The organism is Pseudomonas sp. S1_G07 (assembly GCF_054668565.1).
In genome coordinates this window covers 688928-706528 of record NZ_CP162778.1, presented here as the reverse complement: position 1 = coordinate 706528, position 17601 = coordinate 688928, and the positions used below count along the sequence as shown (strand labels likewise).

The 17601-nt window shown below is 58.8% G+C and carries 15 protein-coding genes; 13 read left to right on the top strand and 2 right to left on the bottom strand.

What is annotated here, in order from left to right:
* Positions 1 to 104: 104 nt before the first annotated feature.
* From argA to AB4O05_RS03290, 9 genes are all read left to right on the top strand, one after another.
* Positions 105 to 1406 carry an amino-acid N-acetyltransferase gene (argA, locus tag AB4O05_RS03330; RefSeq protein WP_460164835.1) on the top strand — a complete coding sequence of 434 codons (1302 nt, stop codon included), beginning with the start codon at positions 105 to 107 and terminating at the stop codon, positions 1404 to 1406.
* A 591-nt stretch (positions 1407 to 1997) separates the two neighbouring features.
* Positions 1998 to 3362, top strand: coding sequence for an OprD family porin (locus tag AB4O05_RS03325; RefSeq protein WP_460133063.1), 1365 nt, complete (start codon positions 1998 to 2000; stop codon positions 3360 to 3362).
* Between the two features lie 288 nt (positions 3363 to 3650).
* Positions 3651 to 4289, top strand: a complete 639-nt coding sequence (locus AB4O05_RS03320; RefSeq protein ID WP_460133065.1) for a peroxiredoxin — start codon at positions 3651 to 3653, stop codon at positions 4287 to 4289.
* 219 nt (positions 4290 to 4508) lie between these two features.
* Positions 4509 to 5102 carry an NADPH-dependent FMN reductase gene (gene ssuE / locus AB4O05_RS03315; protein ID WP_460133066.1) on the top strand — a complete coding sequence of 198 codons (594 nt, stop codon included), beginning with the start codon at positions 4509 to 4511 and terminating at the stop codon, positions 5100 to 5102.
* Positions 5103 to 5198: 96 nt separating this feature from the next.
* On the top strand, positions 5199 to 6167 hold the full coding sequence (locus tag AB4O05_RS03310; protein WP_460133068.1) for a sulfonate ABC transporter substrate-binding protein: 969 nt from the start codon (positions 5199 to 5201) through the stop codon (positions 6165 to 6167).
* A gap of 25 nt (positions 6168 to 6192) precedes the next feature.
* Positions 6193 to 7341, top strand: coding sequence for an FMNH2-dependent alkanesulfonate monooxygenase (ssuD, locus tag AB4O05_RS03305; protein ID WP_460133069.1), 1149 nt, complete (start codon positions 6193 to 6195; stop codon positions 7339 to 7341).
* A 9-nt stretch (positions 7342 to 7350) separates the two neighbouring features.
* The gene (gene ssuC, locus AB4O05_RS03300; protein WP_460133072.1) at positions 7351 to 8139 is read left to right on the top strand and encodes an aliphatic sulfonate ABC transporter permease SsuC; all 789 of its coding nucleotides are present in this window, start codon (positions 7351 to 7353) and stop codon (positions 8137 to 8139) included.
* Positions 8136 to 8942, top strand: a complete 807-nt coding sequence (gene ssuB, locus AB4O05_RS03295; RefSeq protein WP_460133074.1) for an aliphatic sulfonates ABC transporter ATP-binding protein — start codon at positions 8136 to 8138, stop codon at positions 8940 to 8942. The genes ssuC and ssuB overlap by 4 nt, the downstream gene beginning before the upstream one ends.
* Positions 8943 to 9046: 104 nt before the next feature.
* The gene (locus AB4O05_RS03290; RefSeq protein ID WP_003176783.1) at positions 9047 to 9262 is read left to right on the top strand and encodes a TOBE domain-containing protein; all 216 of its coding nucleotides are present in this window, start codon (positions 9047 to 9049) and stop codon (positions 9260 to 9262) included.
* Between the two features lie 130 nt (positions 9263 to 9392).
* Here AB4O05_RS03290 and AB4O05_RS03285 read toward each other — a convergent pair whose 3' ends face one another.
* Positions 9393 to 10022: a TetR/AcrR family transcriptional regulator gene (locus AB4O05_RS03285; protein WP_460133076.1), complete on the bottom strand. Its 630-nt coding sequence runs from the start codon at positions 10020 to 10022 to the stop codon at positions 9393 to 9395.
* A 155-nt stretch (positions 10023 to 10177) separates the two neighbouring features.
* Positions 10178 to 11554, bottom strand: coding sequence for a glutamine synthetase family protein (locus tag AB4O05_RS03280; RefSeq protein WP_460133079.1), 1377 nt, complete (start codon positions 11552 to 11554; stop codon positions 10178 to 10180).
* A gap of 608 nt (positions 11555 to 12162) precedes the next feature.
* Between AB4O05_RS03280 and AB4O05_RS03275 the strand changes: the two genes are divergently transcribed.
* The 4 genes from AB4O05_RS03275 to AB4O05_RS03260 all read left to right on the top strand — a co-directional run bounded on the left by AB4O05_RS03275 (position 12163) and on the right by AB4O05_RS03260 (position 17552).
* On the top strand, positions 12163 to 13521 hold the full coding sequence (locus tag AB4O05_RS03275) for a glutamine synthetase family protein (RefSeq protein ID WP_460133082.1): 1359 nt from the start codon (positions 12163 to 12165) through the stop codon (positions 13519 to 13521).
* A 58-nt stretch (positions 13522 to 13579) separates the two neighbouring features.
* Entirely contained in the window at positions 13580 to 14944 is a 1365-nt protein-coding gene (locus AB4O05_RS03270) for an aspartate aminotransferase family protein (RefSeq protein ID WP_460133085.1), read from the top strand.
* Positions 14945 to 15124: 180 nt separating this feature from the next.
* Positions 15125 to 16219 (top strand): polyamine ABC transporter substrate-binding protein, encoded by a 1095-nt coding sequence (locus tag AB4O05_RS03265; RefSeq protein ID WP_460137695.1) that lies wholly within the window; start codon positions 15125 to 15127, stop codon positions 16217 to 16219.
* Positions 16220 to 16457: 238 nt separating this feature from the next.
* A complete protein-coding gene (locus AB4O05_RS03260; RefSeq protein ID WP_460133086.1) occupies positions 16458 to 17552 on the top strand; it encodes a polyamine ABC transporter substrate-binding protein in 1095 nt (364 codons plus the stop codon).
* The last annotated feature ends 49 nt before the right edge of the window (positions 17553 to 17601 follow it).

The window sequence follows — 17601 nt, the reverse complement described above, 5'->3', positions numbered from 1 at the left end:
GAGCGAGCGTGTCGCCAAGCCTGTTCCGACGATAACCATCAGCCCGCTGTGCGTTTTCACGACTCATCCTTTTTCGGCTGCTTTTTATTACAGGCCCAGGTTCCATGCCCGAATACGTCAATTGGCTTCGTCACGCTTCGCCCTACATCAACGCCCACCGCGACTGCACCTTTGTGGTCATGCTGCCCGGCGATGGTGTGGACCACCCGAACTTCGGCAATATCGTCCACGACCTGGTCCTGCTGCACAGCCTGGGCGTACGCCTGGTGCTGGTCCACGGTTCGCGCCCGCAGATCGAAGCGCGCCTTGAAGCGCGTGGTCTGACCCCGATTTATCACGAAGGTATGCGCATCACCGATGCCGCGACGCTCGAGTGTGTCATCGACGCGGTCGGCCACCTGCGTATCGCCATCGAGGCGCGTTTGTCCATGGACATGGCCTCGTCGCCCATGCAGGGCTCGCGCCTGCGCGTGGCCAGCGGCAATCTGGTGACGGCACGCCCGATCGGCGTACTCGAAGGCGTGGATTACCACCACACCGGCGAAGTGCGGCGGGTCGACCGCAAAGGTATCAACCGCCTGCTGGACGAACGCTCCATCGTGCTGCTCTCGCCCCTGGGTTATTCGCCGACCGGCGAGATCTTCAACCTGGCCTGCGAAGACGTCGCCACCCGTGCCGCCATTGACCTGGCTGCTGACAAGTTGCTGCTGTTCGGCGCCGACCTCGGCCTGATCGATGAGAATGGTCGTCTGGTGCGCGAACTGCGCCCGCAACAAGTACCCGCTCATCTGCAACGCCTGGGCAGCAGCAACTACCAGGCCGAATTGCTCGATGCGGCGGCCGAGGCTTGCCGTGGCGGAGTAGGGCGCAGTCATATCGTCAGCTATGCCGAAGACGGCGCGTTGCTCACCGAGCTGTTCACCCGTGATGGCGGTGGCACGCTGGTGGCCCAGGAGCAATTCGAATTGGTGCGCGAGGCGGCGATCGAAGACGTCGGCGGCTTGCTCGACCTGATCAGCCCGCTGGAAGAGCAGGGCATCCTGGTACGCCGTTCGCGTGAAGTACTGGAACGTGAGATCGAACAATTCAGCGTGGTCGAGCGCGAAGGCATGATCATCGCCTGTGCGGCGTTGTATCAGATCGCCGATTCGGATGCGGGCGAGCTGGCGTGCCTGGCTGTGAACCCGGAGTACCGTCACGGCGGCCGTGGCGACGAGCTGCTCGAACGCATCGAAACCCGTGCGCGGGCGCAGGGCCTGAAGACCTTGTTCGTCCTCACTACTCGCACCGCCCACTGGTTCCGTGAGCGCGGTTTTGTGCCGAGCAGCGTGGACCGCCTGCCGTCGGCGCGCGCGTCGCTGTACAACTACCAGCGCAACTCGAAGATTTTCGAGAAGGCGCTGTAAAACCCGCCCCTCCAATAGCCGAGCTGGCCCTGGTGCAGGGCCGGCTGTACGGCTAATAAAATTTCAGAAATCTTGATCTGAGCCGATAAAAGCAAAGCGGCAGTGGGTAAATTGCGTGCGGCGGCCGCTGCCAGAGGGCTCGATCGGGGCTTTGTCACATACCCAACATATTCACGATACAAAAACTGTAACAATTTGACGGCAGGATGGGCCTTTAGCCATGATGGCGTCGCTTTTTTGATCGTGGGTGACGTATGCGGCAAAGCGTTCACACTGATCGAACTAAAAAAGTACTGATAAATACCCTTTAGGAATGAGCTTGTACGCGGTTGGTCTATGCTGACCTTCCTGTGTCACGGCACGGCTTATTCCAAAAGAGCATTAAAAATAATGAAACAATTCTTTTTGGGTGTATGAAAAACTCATTACCCTGCAGGGACCAAATCAACTGCGATTAGACGAAGGTAGTAGACACACAAGGTTACGATTGACTTGCCAGTCACTATCCGGTGCTAATCGCGCATCTGTGGATCGAGGGCGTCAGACCCGAGACCAAAGAAATAAAAAAATTAGAAATGAGAGGAGCGGTACATGAAGAAGTCCACCTTGGCTTTGGCTGTAGCTTTGGGCGCAATCGCCCAGCACGCAGGCGCTGCCGGTTTCATCGAAGATAGTAAGGCCACACTGGGTCTGCGTAACTTTTACATCAACACGGATAACCGTGATGGTGCTCCGACATCGAGCAGCCGTAGCAAGAACGCCGAGTGGGGTCAAGGCTTCGATCTGCGTTTCATCTCGGGTTACACCCAAGGTACCGTTCAATTCGGCGTTGACGCAATCGGCCTGTATGGCGTGCGTCTGGATTCCAGCCGTGCAGAACATGGTAACTACAGTGGCACCGCTTCCGGTGGTACCGTGTTCCCAAGCGACGGCAACACAGCTGTTAACGATTACGCCAGCCTGGGTGTAACCGGCAAGGTGAAGATCTCCCAAACCGAGCTGAAGTTGGGCACTCTGCAGCCTAAACTGCCCGTTATCGTGACCAACGATGGTCGTCTGCTGCCGCAAACCTTCCAAGGTGGCCAGATCACCACCAACGACATCAAGGATTTGACCCTGGTTGCCGGTCAGATTGAGCATGCCAAGGGGCGTAACTCCAGTAACAACGAAGGCTTGTCGCTGGGCGGCGCCAACGGTAGCTCTAACTACAACGCTGGCAAGTTCGTTAACAAGTTCTACTACGCAGGTGGTGACTACAAAATCACCAAGGACCTGACGGCCCAGTACTACTACGGCAATCTGGAAGACTTCTACAAGCAGCACTTCCTCGGTCTGACCCATAACTGGTCGATCGGTCCAGGCGTATTGAAGTCTGACCTGCGTTACTTCAACAGCTCTGATGATGGTCTGAACGGCAACACCGCTGCTTACTACACCACTGGTAATTACAACAACTTCAACGCTGGCAAGGGCAAAGTCGACAACAACCTGTACAGCGGCTTGTTCCTGTACACCGTTGCTGGCCACACCTTCGGTGGTGGTTACCAGGTCAGCAATGGCAGCAGCGACTTCCCTTGGTTGAACCAGGGTGACGGCTCGTCGGCTTACCTGACTACCGACATGCAAATCCAGAAGTTCGCCCGTGCCGGCGAGCGTACCTGGCAAGCGCGTTACGCTTATGACTTCGCCAAAGTTGGCGTACCTGGCCTGACTGCTGGCGTTGTCTACCTCAAAGGTAGCGACATCGACACCATCGCCAACAACGCTGGTCGTGCTGAAACCACCGGCCAGTCCGAGTGGGAGCGGGACATCACCGTTGCCTACGTGATTCCAGAAGGCCCGCTGAAAAACCTCGGCGTTGCCTGGAAAAACGCTATGTGGCGTACCGACCTGGCGAACACCCGTTCCCAGGACGAAAACCGCCTTATCGTCAGCTACTCGCTGCCACTGTTCTAGTAGCGTAACGCTGTTGTAAGACTGTAAACCTTGCCCGGCGCAATGCCGGGCAAGGTGTCTTGCTTTCAAGTCGGGCTAAACCCCCGCAAGCCCTTCCTGAACCTCTCTTTTACAGCGTCTCAAGGCCTTCTCGAACCTTGAAGCGATGTTGCTCCTCGCCCGCTCATGCGTCCAATGAACACATTTTTAATATTCATTTATCGTCTAGATAAATCGATATTTATTCTTTTTAAAATATCCACAATCCATGCACAGTGGGCTCCATAAGCACTCATCAGGAGCCACACCATGAGCCTCAGACTGGGCGATATCGCCCCCGACTTCGAACAGGATTCCAGCGCCGGCAAGATTCGTTTCCACGAGTGGCTGGGCGACAGCTGGGGTGTGTTGTTTTCCCACCCAGCGGACTTCACCCCGGTGTGCACCACAGAGCTTGGGTTTACCGCCAAGCTCAAGGACGAATTCGCCAAGCGCGGCGTCAAGGCCATTGCCCTGTCGGTCGACCCGGTGGACTCGCACCATAAGTGGATCGAGGACATCAACGAAACCCAGAACACCGTGGTCAACTTCCCGATCCTGGCCGATGCCGACCGCAAGGTCTGCGACCTCTATGACCTGATCCACCCGAATGCCAGTGACACCCTCACCGTGCGCTCCCTGTTCGTGATCGACCCGAACAAAAAAATTCGCCTGACCATTACCTACCCGGCCAGTACGGGCCGCAACTTCCACGAAATACTGCGGGTTATCGATTCGCTGCAACTGACCGACAACCACAAGGTCGCCACGCCCGCCAACTGGCAGGACGGCGATGACGTGGTGATCGTACCGTCGCTCAAGGACGAGGAAGAGATCAAGAAGCGCTTTCCCAAGGGCTATCGCGCAGTGAAGCCGTATCTGCGGCTCACTCCTCAGCCCAACCGCTGACACAGGTTGACCGCATTTCAACGCTCACATAGCAGGGGTTTTCAGGCCGTTTCGACGGCCTTTTTTTCGCCTGGTGATTTATAGATGGCTTATTCATTTTAAGAATAACCAAATGAATAAATAAGATTTATAGATATATCAATCTACTGATAAGGTCTGTTTCATCTTGGCGACATCGCCTTACAGCGAACCGCCGACACTTGCTCAAGGAATTCCTGCATGTTGGTCGTCACACTTGGAGGCAGTCCCAGCCAGCGTTCCCGCTCCGGGGTCTTGCTGGAGAAAACCCGTCAATGGTTGCAAGACAAAGGCGTCGAGGTGGTGAGTTACCAGATACGGGACTTCCCGGCCGAAGACTTGCTGCATGCGCGCTTCGACAGCCCCAAGGTTATCGATCTGCTGCAGCAAGTGGCCAACGCCGATGGCCTGGTGATTGCCACGCCGGTATACAAAGCCTCGTTCTCCGGCGCGTTGAAAACCCTGCTCGACCTGCTGCCCGAACGCGCCCTGGCCCACAAGATTGTGTTGCCGATGGCCACCGGCGGCAGCATCGCCCACATGCTGGCGGTGGACTACGCCTTGAAGCCGGTGTTGTCGGCGTTGAAAGCTCAGGAACTGCTCCACGGCATTTTCGCCGAAGACAGCCAGATCGCCTATGCCGAAGGCAGTGCCCAGGCGCAACTGGTGCCGGTGCTTGAGCACCGTTTGTACGAAGCGCTGGAGCAACTCTACAGCGCCATGGGGCGTCGCCCTAAACCGCTGGACCCGCATGTGTTGAACGAACGTTTGTTGAGTGCTCGCTGGAGCATTTGAGCCGTACCCGAAATTCAGAAACAACTCACCTTACTCAGCCGCCAACGGCCAAGCAGGTGCAGCCAAAACCCTAATCGCATATTTGGAGAGAGCGCCATGCGCACTGCCATCCTGCGTCGTGGTCTGGTCGCACTGTTTGCTGCGGCTGTGTCCTTCGGCGCCATTGTTCAAGCTCAAGCCGCACAAACTCTGCGGATCGGTTATCAAAAGTACGGCACCCTGGTGTTGCTCAAGGCCAAGGGCACCCTGGAGAAACGCCTGGCCGCCCAGGGCGTGCAGGTGCAATGGACGGAATTTCCCGGTGGCCCGCAACTGCTTGAAGGCCTGAACGTCGGCTCCATCGACTTCGGCGTTACTGGCGAAACCCCACCGGTCTTTGCCCAGGCCGCCGGAGCCGACCTGCTCTATGTGGCCTACGAGCCGCCAGCGCCGACCAGTGAAGCGATCCTGGTGCCGAAAGACTCGTCGATCACATCGGTAGCCGAGCTCAAAGGCAAGAAAATCGTGCTCAACAAAGGCTCCAACGTGCACTACCTGCTGGTGCGCGCCCTGGAAGAGGCCGGCCTGAAATACACCGATGTGCAGACCGTGTTCCTGCCGCCTGCCGATGCCCGCGCCGCGTTCGAACGTGGCAGCGTCGACGCCTGGGTGATCTGGGACCCGTACCAGGCCGCCGCCGAGAAACAACTGCAAGCGCGCACTCTGCGTGACGGCACCGGGATTGCCGACAACCATCAGTTCTACCTGGCCACCAAACCCTATGCCGAGCAACACCCGGACGTGATCACGGCGCTGGTGGAGGAAGTGCGCGCCGTGGGCGAATGGTCCAAGGCCAACCCGCAGGAAGTCACCGATCAGGTCGCGCCGCTGCTCGGCCTGCCGGCAGACGTCACCCTGACCTCGATGAAACGCCAAGGCTTCGGCGCACTGTTCCTCACCCCTGAAGTGGTCGCCGCCCAGCAAAAGATCGCCGACAGCTTCTACCAACTCAAATTGATTCCCAAGCCCTTGAGCATCAAGGACGTGATCTGGACGCCGCCCGCCGCTGTGGCCAAAGCACCGTAATCCGACTTTTTCAGGAGACAACTCCATGAGCCTCAATATTTTCTGGTTCCTGCCTACCCATGGCGATGGCCATTACCTTGGCACCGCCGAAGGCGCTCGCGCGGTCGACCACGGTTATCTGCAGCAAGTGGCCCAGGCTGCCGACCGCCTCGGTTTTGGCGGGGTGTTGATCCCCACCGGACGCTCCTGCGAAGACTCGTGGCTGGTGGCCGCTTCGCTGATCCCGGTGACTCAGCGCTTGAAATTCCTCGTCGCCCTGCGTCCTGGGATCATTTCCCCGACGGTGGCCGCGCGTCAGGCCGCGACCCTGGATCGCCTGTCCGGTGGCCGCGCCTTATTCAACCTGGTCACTGGCGGTGACCCGGAAGAGTTGGCCGGCGACGGCCTGTTCCTCAGCCATGAAGAGCGCTACCAGGCCTCGGTGGAGTTCACCCGCATCTGGCGTCGCGTGCTGGAAGGCGAAACCGTGGATTACGACGGCGAGCACATCAGCGTCAAGGGCGCCAAATTGCTCTACCCGCCGATCCAGCAACCGCGCCCGCCGCTGTATTTTGGCGGTTCCTCCGAAGCGGCCCAGGACCTGGCCGCCGAGCAAGTGGAGATGGTGCTGACGTGGGGCGAGCCGCCGGCTGCGGTCGCGGAAAAAATCGAGCAGGTGCGGGCCAAGGCCGCGAAACTCGGACGCACCGTGCGCTTTGGCATTCGCCTGCACGTGATCGTGCGCGAAACCAACGAGCAAGCCTGGCAAGCCGCCGACAAACTGATCTCCCACTTGGACGACGACACCATCGCCCGCGCCCAGGCCTCCCTGGCGCGTTTCGACTCCGTCGGCCAGCAGCGCATGGCGGCGCTGCATGGTGGTAGCCGCGACAACCTGGAAGTCAGCCCCAACCTGTGGGCCGGTGTCGGCCTGGTGCGCGGTGGGGCGGGCACCGCACTGGTGGGCGATGGCCCGACGGTCGCGGCACGGGTCAACGAATACGCGGCCCTGGGGATCGACACCTTTATCTTCTCGGGTTATCCACACTTGGAAGAATCGTATCGCGTGGCCGAACTGTTGTTTCCGCACCTGGATATCGAACGCCCCGAGCTACCGAAAAGCGCCGGGTACGTCAGCCCGTTCGGCGAGATGGTCGCCAACGATATCCTTCCCAAAGCTGCGTCGCAGAGTTGAGGCGCCGCCATGACCCTTGAAAAGTTAAGCCACCGTATAGCGCCGTGGGTGCTGCCGCTTTTATTGCTGGCCGTGTGGCAGGTATCGGTGTCGGCGGGCTGGTTGTCGACGCGGATTCTGCCGGCCCCCAGCGCGGTGATAGCCGCCGGGGTCAACCTGGTGGCCAGTGGTGAAATCTGGAAACACCTGGCCATCAGCGGTTGGCGTGCGGGCCTGGGTTTTGTGATCGGTGGCAGCATCGGCCTGGCGCTGGGGTTTATCACCGGCCTGTCGACGTGGGGCGAACGCCTGCTGGACAGCTCGGTGCAGATGATCCGCAACGTGCCGCACCTGGCGCTGATTCCGTTGGTGATCCTGTGGTTCGGGATTGACGAGGCCGCGAAGATTTTCCTCGTGGCCCTCGGCACGCTGTTCCCGATCTACCTCAATACCTACCACGGCATCCGCAACGTCGACCCGGCACTGGTGGAAATGTCGCGCAGCTATGGCTTGTCCGGTTTCAGGCTGTTCTGGCAAGTGATCCTGCCGGGCGCGCTGCCGTCGATCCTGGTGGGCGTGCGCTTTGCTCTGGGCTTTATGTGGCTGACGCTGATCGTGGCGGAAACCATCTCCGCCAGCTCGGGCATCGGTTACCTGGCGATGAACGCCCGTGAATTCCTGCAAACCGACGTGGTGGTGCTGGCTATTGTGCTGTACGCGGTGCTCGGAAAATTGGCCGACCTGGCGGCGCGCGGCCTGGAACGTGTGTGGTTGCGCTGGCACCCGGCATACCAAGTGAATGCAGGCGGTGCGGCATGACGGCTCAACAACCTCCGCGCCTGCTGAAGGGAATTCCCCTGGCGATACGCAAATTGCGCAAGTCCTTTGGCGCGCGGGAAGTGCTCAAGGGCATTGATCTGCACATTCCTGCGGGCCAATTCGTTGCCGTGGTCGGTCGCAGTGGCTGCGGTAAAAGTACCTTGCTGCGCCTGCTGGCCGGTTTGGATACAGCCAGTGGCGGTCAGTTGCTGGCCGGTTCCGCGCCGCTCGGCGAGGCGATTGAAGACACGCGGTTGATGTTCCAGGAAGCGCGTTTGCTGCCGTGGAAAAAGATCATCGACAACGTGGGGCTGGGGCTCAAGGGCAACTGGCGCCCGAAAGCGTTGCAAGCGCTGGAAGCCGTCGGCCTGGCCGAGCGTGCCCATGAATGGCCGGCGGCCTTGTCCGGTGGGCAAAAGCAACGCGTGGCGCTGGCGCGTGCGTTGATCCACCAACCGCGGCTGCTGCTGCTCGACGAGCCGTTGGGGGCCCTGGATGCCCTGACCCGCATCGAGATGCAGCAATTGATCGAGACGCTCTGGCAAAAGCACGGCTTCACCGTGTTGCTGGTCACCCACGACGTCAGCGAAGCCGTCGCTATCGCTGACCGGGTGATCCTGATCGAAGACGGCGACATCGGCCTCGACCTGATCGTCGACCTGCCGCGCCCACGGGCCCGTGGCTCGCATCGCCTGGCCGCGCTGGAAGCCCAAGTGCTTGACCGTGTGCTGTCGCTGCCCGGCACGCCGCCGGAACCCGAACCTGTTTCACCACTGCCTACGCAACTGCGTTGGGCGCAATAAAGCAGCGGCAAGATTCAAGCTTGAAGCCGCAAGGGAAAGCCCAGCGCTTTTGCTTGCAGCTGTAGCTGACAACTTGCAGCTATTTCGACTCGAGGAGAAATCGTATGACTATTAAAGCCATTAACGTGCGCAACCAGTTCAAAGGCACCATCAAGGAAATCGTGGTCGGCGATGTACTGTCGGAAATCGACGTGCAGACGGCCTCCGGTATCGTCACGTCGGTGATCACCACTCGTTCGGTGAAAGAGCTGGAGCTGGTGATCGGCAGTGAAGTGATTGCCTTTGTGAAGTCTACGGAGGTGTCGATTGCCAAGTTGTGAGTGGCGTTGTTCCTGAGGCCGCATTCGCGAGCAAGCCCGCTCCCACATTTGAATGCATTCCCCTGTGGGAACTGGGTCAAATGTGGGGGCGGGCTTGCTCGCGAAGAGGCCGGCCCCACCACCACAAGACTTATCGCTTAGGCAAATACGCCGGCAAATAAAGCCCCACATACGCATCAAACACGCGCATGCCTTCCTCCGCCATGCGTGGCGTGATCTGCCCATGCTGATGCACCGAGCGTGCATACACGCGATCACTCAACTCCAGCGCCAGCGCAAACACGTCCACATCCCTGGGCAGTGCCGGCACTTCGAAGTGCCGATTGAACACTTTCAGCATCAAGTCCCCCAATTCCAGGTCATGTAGACGATCTGCCTGGGTCACTTCGGTCAGTCCGTGCTGGGTCAGGATCAACTGGCGCGCGGCGGCGTCATGGCTATAGATGGTGAGCATGCGCTGTTCGACGATGCAGGACAGGTCGCGCCAGTGCTTGAGCGAATCGTGCTCGATAGGCGCCTGAATGGCCGCGCGGAAGGCTGCGTGCACATCCGCCGTCAATGCTTCCAGCAGCGCCGGCACACTGGCGAAAAAGTGATACACCGACGACGGTGGAATCTGTGCGCGCTTGGCTACGCCGTAGATCGACAAGCCGGCCACGCCTTCGGCAGCCAGCAAGGTGCGAGCGGCGTCGAGAATCGCGTCGATCCGGGCCTGGCTGCGGGCGCGGGATTTGCGAGGGGCGGCGGGGCGGGGTGGCATGGAAGTCTCCTACAAGGCAGCGGGCATTGTATGAGCAGGAATCCGTGTTGTCTTCCAGGTTGCCATCGCAGGCAAGCCACTGCGATCCACCAGATAAACCCTAAAAAAACGCCGCAGGCCAAAAGCCTGCGGCGTTTCTTTACTGCTGCAAACGCTTACACCGTATGCAGGTACCAGTTGTACTCGAGGTCGGAGATGGAGTGTTCGAACTCTTCCAGCTCACTTTCCTTACAGGCGACGAAGATATCGATGTATTTAGGATCGATGTACTTGGCCATCACTTCGCTGTCGTCCAACTCGCGCAGGGCATCGCGCAGGTTGTTCGGCAGGCTCTGTTCGTTCTGCTCGTAGCTGTTGCCTTCCACTGGAGCGCCCGGTTCGATCTTGTTGGTCAGACCGTGGTGCACACCCGCCAGGACCGAGGCCATCAGCAGGTAAGGGTTGGCATCGGCACCGGCCACGCGGTGTTCGATACGTACGGCATCGGACGAGCCGGTCGGTACGCGAATCGCCACGGTACGGTTATCCAGGCCCCAGCACGGCGAGTTCGGCACGTAGAACTGTGCGCCGAAACGGCGGTAGGAGTTGACGTTGGGGCACAGGAACGCCATTTGAGCGGGTAGGGTCTCCAGCACACCGCCGATCGCGTAACGCAATGCGGCGTTCTGCTCGGGATCCTCGCTGGCAAAGATGTTCTTGCCGTCCTTGTCCAGGATCGAAATGTGCACGTGCAGACCGTTGCCTGCCTGGCCTGGGTAAGGCTTGGCCATGAAGGTGGTGTCCATCTCATGGTCGTAGGCGATGTTCTTGATCAGGCGCTTGAGCAGGACCGCATAGTCGCAAGCCTTGATCGGGTCGGCGACGTGGTGCAGGTTCACTTCGAACTGCGCCGGGGCACTTTCCTTGACGATGGCATCGGCCGGGATGCCTTGCTCTTTCGCACCTTCCAGGATGTCCTGGAGGCAGTCGACGTATTCGTCGAGGTCGTCGATCAGGTAGACCTGGGTCGAATGCGGGCGTTTGCCGGAGATCGGCGAGCGTGGCGGTTGTGGGCGGCCGTTCACGTTCTCCTGGTCGATCAGGTAGAACTCAAGCTCGAAGGCGGCGCAGATGGTCAGGCCGAGGTCGTCAAATTTGCTCACAACCTGGCGGAGTACTTCGCGCGGATCGGCGAAGAAAGGTTCACCTTCAAGTTCGTGCATGGTCATCAGCAGTTGCGCGGTCGGGCGCTTTTGCCAAGGCTCATTGCACAGGGTGTCAGGGATTGGATAACAGATTCGGTCAGCATCACCGATGTCCAGGCCCAGGCCGGTGCTTTCCACCGTCGAGCCGTTGATATCCAGTGCAAATAAAGAGGCAGGCAGGTTAATGCCCTTCTCGTAAACCTTGTGGAGGCTGGTGCGTTCGATGCGCTTACCGCGCACCACACCATTCATATCCGCAATTAGAAGGTCTACGTACAGAACCTCAGGATGATCCTTAAGGAACGCGTTCGCTTCGTTAAGCTGAACGGCACGCGGGGGTACCGACATGATGCAACACCTTTGTTGTTAAAAATATCAATCATTGATCTTTTCTGGTTTCAGTCAACCCGAACGGCATGCCGAAGTCAAGCGAGGCCTTTTTTGCCCTAAAAAAGCGCCTCGACGGCTTTTTTGCGGGGTTTTGGGGCGGTTTTTCGAGTTTGACCGGCTTGGGACCAGCAGGCTTGAGCGGGCCGTGTTGTATTTTTTACGGGGGTGTTGTGTAAAAAAATGAACAAGGCTAAGCTCGATTCAAACCCATAACAGCAATAATACCGGGGTGCTTCATGTGTCGCCTGCCGCTATTCGGCGTTTCGGCCTGCTCCAGGCAGGCTATGTCAGCCGTTCATGCTTCCTGCGTGAGCGCTGGTGTCCCGGCCAATATTTTTGACGCTTCGGCCACCCACTTTTTTGCCCCCCACTTCCCTCGCATTGGCCTCCGGGCGGCTTGCGCCGACGATGCTGCTCATGATTCTGCACGACTTTGGCCTGAGGAATGCAACGCTGCAGCAAATGGCAGGTAAGCTCCTACCCTGAACGAAAAAAACGACGCGGATGCTGCGTCTACCAATGCCTGGCCTTTAATGGATGCCAGGAAACCCAGCCCAGAGGCATTTATGAGTAACAACCTCGACCAGCTCACCGATTGGTTGAAAGACCACAAGATCACAGAAGTCGAATGCATGATTGGCGATCTCACCGGCATTACCCGGGGCAAGATTTCGCCGACCAACAAGTTCATCGCCGAAAAAGGCATGCGCCTGCCCGAGAGCGTGCTGTTGCAGACCGTGACCGGCGACTATGTCGAAGACGACATCTATTACGAATTGCTCGACCCGGCCGACATCGACATGATCTGCCGCCCCGACCAGAACGCGGTGTTCCTGGTGCCTTGGGCCATCGAGCCCACCGCTCAGGTGATCCACGACACCTACGACAAGCAAGGCAACCCGATCGAGCTGTCGCCGCGCAACGTGCTCAAGAAAGTCCTCAAGCTCTACGCCGACAAAGGCTGGCAGCCCATCGTGGCGCCGGAGATGGAGTTCTACCTGACCAAACGCTGCGAAGACCCGGACTTCCCGCTGCAACCGCCGATTGGTCGTTCCGGGCGCCCGGAGACTGGCCGCCAGTCCTTCTCCATAGAAGCGGCCAACGAATTCGACCCGCTGTTCGAAGATGTCTACGACTGGTGCGAACTGCAGGAACTGGACCTCGATACGCTGATTCACGAAGACGGCACCGCGCAGATGGAAATCAACTTCCGTCACGGCGACGCGCTGTCCCTGGCCGACCAGATCCTGGTGTTCAAGCGCACCATGCGTGAAGCCGCGCTCAAGCACGATGTGGCCGCCACCTTCATGGCCAAGCCGATGACCGGCGAGCCCGGCAGCGCGATGCACCTGCACCAGAGCATTATCGACATCGCCACCGGCAAGAACGTGTTCTCCAATGAAGACGGGACCATGAGCGAGCTGTTTCTCAACCACATTGGCGGCTTGCAGAAATTCATCCCCGAATTGCTGCCGTTGTTTGCCCCTAACGTGAACTCGTTCCGCCGCTTCCTGCCCGACACCTCGGCGCCGGTGAACGTGGAGTGGGGCGAGGAAAACCGCACCGTCGGCCTGCGCGTACCGGATGCCGGCCCGCAGAACCGCCGCGTGGAAAACCGCCTGCCGGGCGCCGACGCCAACCCGTACCTGGCGATTGCCGCCAGTTTACTGTGTGGCTACATCGGCATGGTCGAGGGTCATAACCCGAGCGCGCCAGTGGTGGGCCGTGGTTACGAGCGGCGCAACCTGCGCCTGCCGTTGACCATCGAAGACGCCCTGGAGCGCATGGAAAACAGCAAGACCATCGAGAAATACCTGGGTCAGAAATTCATCACAGGCTACGTCGCGGTCAAGCGGGCCGAGCATGAAAACTTCAAGCGCGTGATCAGTTCGTGGGAGCGGGAATTCCTGCTCTTCGCCGTCTGATGCGCCGGGCGCACGGGGCGACCCGTGCGCCCTTCACTGAAAAGTCTAGGAGATTGGTATGTCCAGCAACAACCCGCAAACCCGTGAATGGCAAGCCTTGAGCAGTGATCATCACTTGGCGCCGTTCAGCGATTTCAAGCAACTGAAAGAGAAAGGCCCAAGGATTATCACCAAGGCCCATGGCGTTTACCTGTGGGACAGCGAAGGCAACAAGATCCTCGACGGCATGGCTGGCCTGTGGTGCGTGGCGATCGGTTACGGTCGCGAGGAACTGGCCGACGCCGCCGCCAAACAGATGAAAGAACTGCCGTACTACAACCTGTTCTTCCAGACCGCTCACCCGCCGGTGCTGGAACTGGCCAAAGCCATTTCGGACATCGCGCCCGCCGGCATGAACCACGTGTTCTTCACCGGTTCCGGCTCCGAAGGCAACGACACCATGTTGCGCATGGTCCGCCACTATTGGGCGATCAAGGGCCAGCCGAACAAGAAAACCATCATCAGCCGCAAGAATGGCTACCACGGCTCCACCGTGGCCGGCGCCAGCCTGGGCGGTATGACCTATATGCATGAACAGGGCGACTTGCCGATCCCGGGCATCGTTCACATCGCCCAGCCGTACTGGTTCGGCGAAGGTGGCGACATGAGCCCTGAAGAATTCGGCGTGTGGGCCGCCAACCAGCTCGAAGAGAAGATCCTGGAACTGGGCGTGGACAACGTCGGTGCCTTTATTGCCGAGCCGATCCAGGGCGCCGGTGGCGTGATCGTGCCGCCCGACAGCTACTGGCCGCGCATCAAGGAAATCCTCGCCAAGTACGACATCCTGTTTGTCGCCGACGAAGTGATTTGCGGTTTTGGTCGTACCGGTGAGTGGTTCGGTAGCGATTTCTACGACCTCAAGCCGCACATGATGACCATCGCCAAGGGCTTGACCTCGGGCTACATCCCCATGGGCGGCCTGATCGTGCGCGACGACGTGGTGGCCGTGCTCAACGAAGGCGGCGATTTCAACCACGGTTTCACCTACTCCGGCCACCCGGTGGCCGCGGCGGTGGCCCTGGAAAACATCCGCATCATGCGCGATGAAAAAATCGTTAACCGCGTTCACGATGAAACGGCACCGTATTTGCAGAAACGTCTGAGGGAGCTGGCGGATCACCCCTTGGTGGGCGAAGTGCGTGGCGTGGGCATGTTGGGTGCGATCGAGTTGGTGCAAGACAAGGCCACCCGCAAGCGCTATGAAGGCAAGGGCGTGGGCATGATTTGCCGCAACTTCTGCTTCAACAACGGCCTGATCATGCGTGCCGTGGGCGACACCATGATCATTTCGCCGCCGTTGGTGATCAGCAAGGACGAGATCGACGAGCTGGTGACCAAGGCGCGCAAGTGCCTGGACCTGACTTTGGCGGCATTGCAGGGCTAAGTGCTAGGCTCAGGGCCCAGCGCACCGGGCAATTATAAATGTAGGGGCTTTGGTTGAAAGCCGGCCCCTGAACTTGCCAGACTGTCGCCCTGTTTTGTTGCCCTCTGGAAGGGGCGCTGAACATAAAGAACGTGGCCCAAAAAAGAAAAATCGGAGCATCACCAAATGAAGGCATTAGGTTTGAAGAACGCTGGCAAGACCCTCCTCGCCTTGTCCCTGATGGGGGCAATGGCAGGCGCGGCCCAGGCAGACGACAAAGTGCTGCATGTCTACAACTGGTCCGACTACATAGCACCGGACACCATCGCCAACTTTGAAAAAGAGTCGGGCATTAAAGTGGTGTACGACGTTTTTGACAGCAACGAGACCCTCGAAGCCAAGTTGCTGGCAGGCAAGTCCGGTTACGACATCGTCGTACCGTCGAACAACTTCCTCGCCAAGCAAATCAAGGCCGGTGTCTACCAGGAGCTGGACAAGTCCAAACTGTCCAACTACGACAACCTGAACAAATCCCTGCTCAAGGCCGTGTCGGTCAGCGACCCGGACAACAAGCACGCCTTCCCGTACATGTGGGGTTCGATCGGCATCGGCTACAACCCGGAGAAGGTCAAGGCTGCGCTGGGTGTCGACAAGATCGATTCCTGGGACACCCTGCTCAAGCCTGAGAACATCGCCAAGCTGAAAAGCTGCGGCGTGAGCTTCCTCGATTCGCCTACCGAAATGCTGCCGATCGCGCTGCACTACCTGGGCCTGCCAACCGACAGCCAGAAGAAAGACGACCTCAAGCAAGCCGAAGCGTTGTTCCTGAAGATCCGTCCTTCGGTCGGCTACTTCCATTCGTCCAAGTACATCTCCGACCTGGCCAACGGCAATATCTGCGTGGCCGTGGGTTACTCGGGTGACATCCAGCAGGCCAAGTCCCGCGCGGCTGAGGCCGGTGGCAAGGTCAAAGTGGCCTACGACATTCCTAAAGAAGGTGCCGGCAGCTTCTTCGATATGGTCGCCATCCCTAAAGATGCCGAAAACGTCGACGCCGCTTATAAGTTCATGAACTACCTGCTCAAGCCGGAAGTCATGGCGTCTATCACCAACAGCGTGCGTTTCCCGAACGGTAACGAGAAGGCTACCGCACTGGTCGACAAAGACATCACCAGCGACCCGGGCATCTACCCGCCAGCCGATGTGCAAGCCAAGCTCTACGCTATTGCGGACCTGCCGGCTGCGACCCAGCGTGAAATGACACGCAGCTGGACCAAGATCAAATCGGGTAAGTAAGCGCAAACCTGTAGGAGCGAGCGTGCTCGCGAAAATCGTCAACGATAACGCAGCGCCTCTGGTCGCCCGCGTTGCCTGTGAGTTCTTCGCGAGCACGCTCGCTCCTACAAAGAGCGGCAACCGTACAGTAATTAAATGACAGAAAGTTTTGCCGGATCGGTTTATCGAGGGTAAGTTGCGCGCCGGTTTTGCTGCCGGGCAACAACGTTAAGGCCCAACTATTTAAGAGGACCTCCCATTGCCAATTTCTTTGTTTCGCCAAGCCTTGCTGGTAGGCGCAGGTCTCACGCTGGCTGTCAGCGTGCAGGCGGCACCGACTGTGCATGTTTATAACTGGTCGGACTACATCGGCCCCGACACCCTGGCCAACTTCGAAAAGGCCACCGGTATCAAGCCGGTGTATGACGTGTTTGATTCCAACGAAACCCTGGAAGGCAAGTTACTGGCCGGGCGTACCGGTTACGACGTGGTGGTGCCGTCTAACCACTTCCTCGGCAAGCAGATCAAGGCCGGAGCATTCCAGAAGCTCGACAAGTCCTTGCTGACTAATTATTCCAACCTTGACCCGGCGTTGCTCAAGCGCCTGGAAAAGAACGATCCGGGTAACCAGTACGCTGTGCCGTACCTGTGGGGCACCAATGGCATCGGTTACAACGTCGACAAAGTGAAGCAAGTGCTGGGCGTCGACCATATCGATTCCTGGGCCGTGCTGTTCGAACCCGAAAACATGAAGAAACTGGCCACCTGTGGCGTGTCCTTCATGGACTCGGCGGATGAAATGCTGCCGGCGGTGCTCAACTACATGGGCCTGTCCCCTAACAGCACGAACCCTGAAGACTATAAGAAGGCCGAAGAGAAACTGCTCAAAGTGCGGCCCTACGTGACCTACTTCCATTCTTCCAAATACATCTCGGACCTGGCCAACGGCAATATCTGCGTGGCCGCGGGTTTCTCCGGCGATGTATTCCAGGCCAAGGCCCGTGCGAGTGAGGCCGGCAAAGGCGTGAACATCGCCTACGCGATTCCGAAAGAAGGCGGCAACCTGTGGTTTGACGTGCTGGCGATTCCCAAGGATGCCACCAACGTCAAAGAGGCTCACGCCTTCATCAACTATTTACTGAAACCTGAGGTGATCGCTCAGGTCAGTGACACCGTCGGCTACGCCAACCCTAACCCAGGGGCGGACAAGCTGATGGAGCAATCGATACGCACCGACGAAGCGGTTTACCCACCGCAGGCGGTTCTCGAGCGGACATTCGTCAACTTCGAGTTACCCCCGAACGTGCAACGTTTAATGACCCGTAGCTGGACCAAGATTAAGACGGGCAAGTAAGGCTCAAACTATCCAAGGTTCGCCTGCCTCGGGCGAACCGCACTCTTTT

Excerpts from the sequence above, each read along its gene's own strand:
- AB4O05_RS03325 (WP_460133063.1), top strand. The coding sequence starts at position 1,998 with ATGAAGAAGTCCACCTTGGCTTTGGCTGTAGCTTTGGGCGCAATCGCC.
- AB4O05_RS03310 (WP_460133068.1), top strand. The coding sequence starts at position 5,199 with ATGCGCACTGCCATCCTGCGTCGTGGTCTGGTCGCACTGTTTGCTGCG.
- AB4O05_RS03320 (WP_460133065.1), top strand. The coding sequence starts at position 3,651 with ATGAGCCTCAGACTGGGCGATATCGCCCCCGACTTCGAACAGGATTCC.
- AB4O05_RS03275 (WP_460133082.1), top strand. The coding sequence starts at position 12,163 with ATGAGTAACAACCTCGACCAGCTCACCGATTGGTTGAAAGACCACAAG.
- ssuE (WP_460133066.1), top strand. The coding sequence starts at position 4,509 with ATGTTGGTCGTCACACTTGGAGGCAGTCCCAGCCAGCGTTCCCGCTCC.
- AB4O05_RS03285 (WP_460133076.1), bottom strand. The coding sequence starts at position 10,022 with ATGCCACCCCGCCCCGCCGCCCCTCGCAAATCCCGCGCCCGCAGCCAG.
- ssuC (WP_460133072.1), top strand. The coding sequence starts at position 7,351 with ATGACCCTTGAAAAGTTAAGCCACCGTATAGCGCCGTGGGTGCTGCCG.
- argA (WP_460164835.1), top strand. The coding sequence starts at position 105 with ATGCCCGAATACGTCAATTGGCTTCGTCACGCTTCGCCCTACATCAAC.
- AB4O05_RS03290 (WP_003176783.1), top strand. The coding sequence starts at position 9,047 with ATGACTATTAAAGCCATTAACGTGCGCAACCAGTTCAAAGGCACCATC.
- ssuB (WP_460133074.1), top strand. The coding sequence starts at position 8,136 with ATGACGGCTCAACAACCTCCGCGCCTGCTGAAGGGAATTCCCCTGGCG.
- ssuD (WP_460133069.1), top strand. The coding sequence starts at position 6,193 with ATGAGCCTCAATATTTTCTGGTTCCTGCCTACCCATGGCGATGGCCAT.
- AB4O05_RS03280 (WP_460133079.1), bottom strand. The coding sequence starts at position 11,554 with ATGTCGGTACCCCCGCGTGCCGTTCAGCTTAACGAAGCGAACGCGTTC.
- AB4O05_RS03270 (WP_460133085.1), top strand. The coding sequence starts at position 13,580 with ATGTCCAGCAACAACCCGCAAACCCGTGAATGGCAAGCCTTGAGCAGT.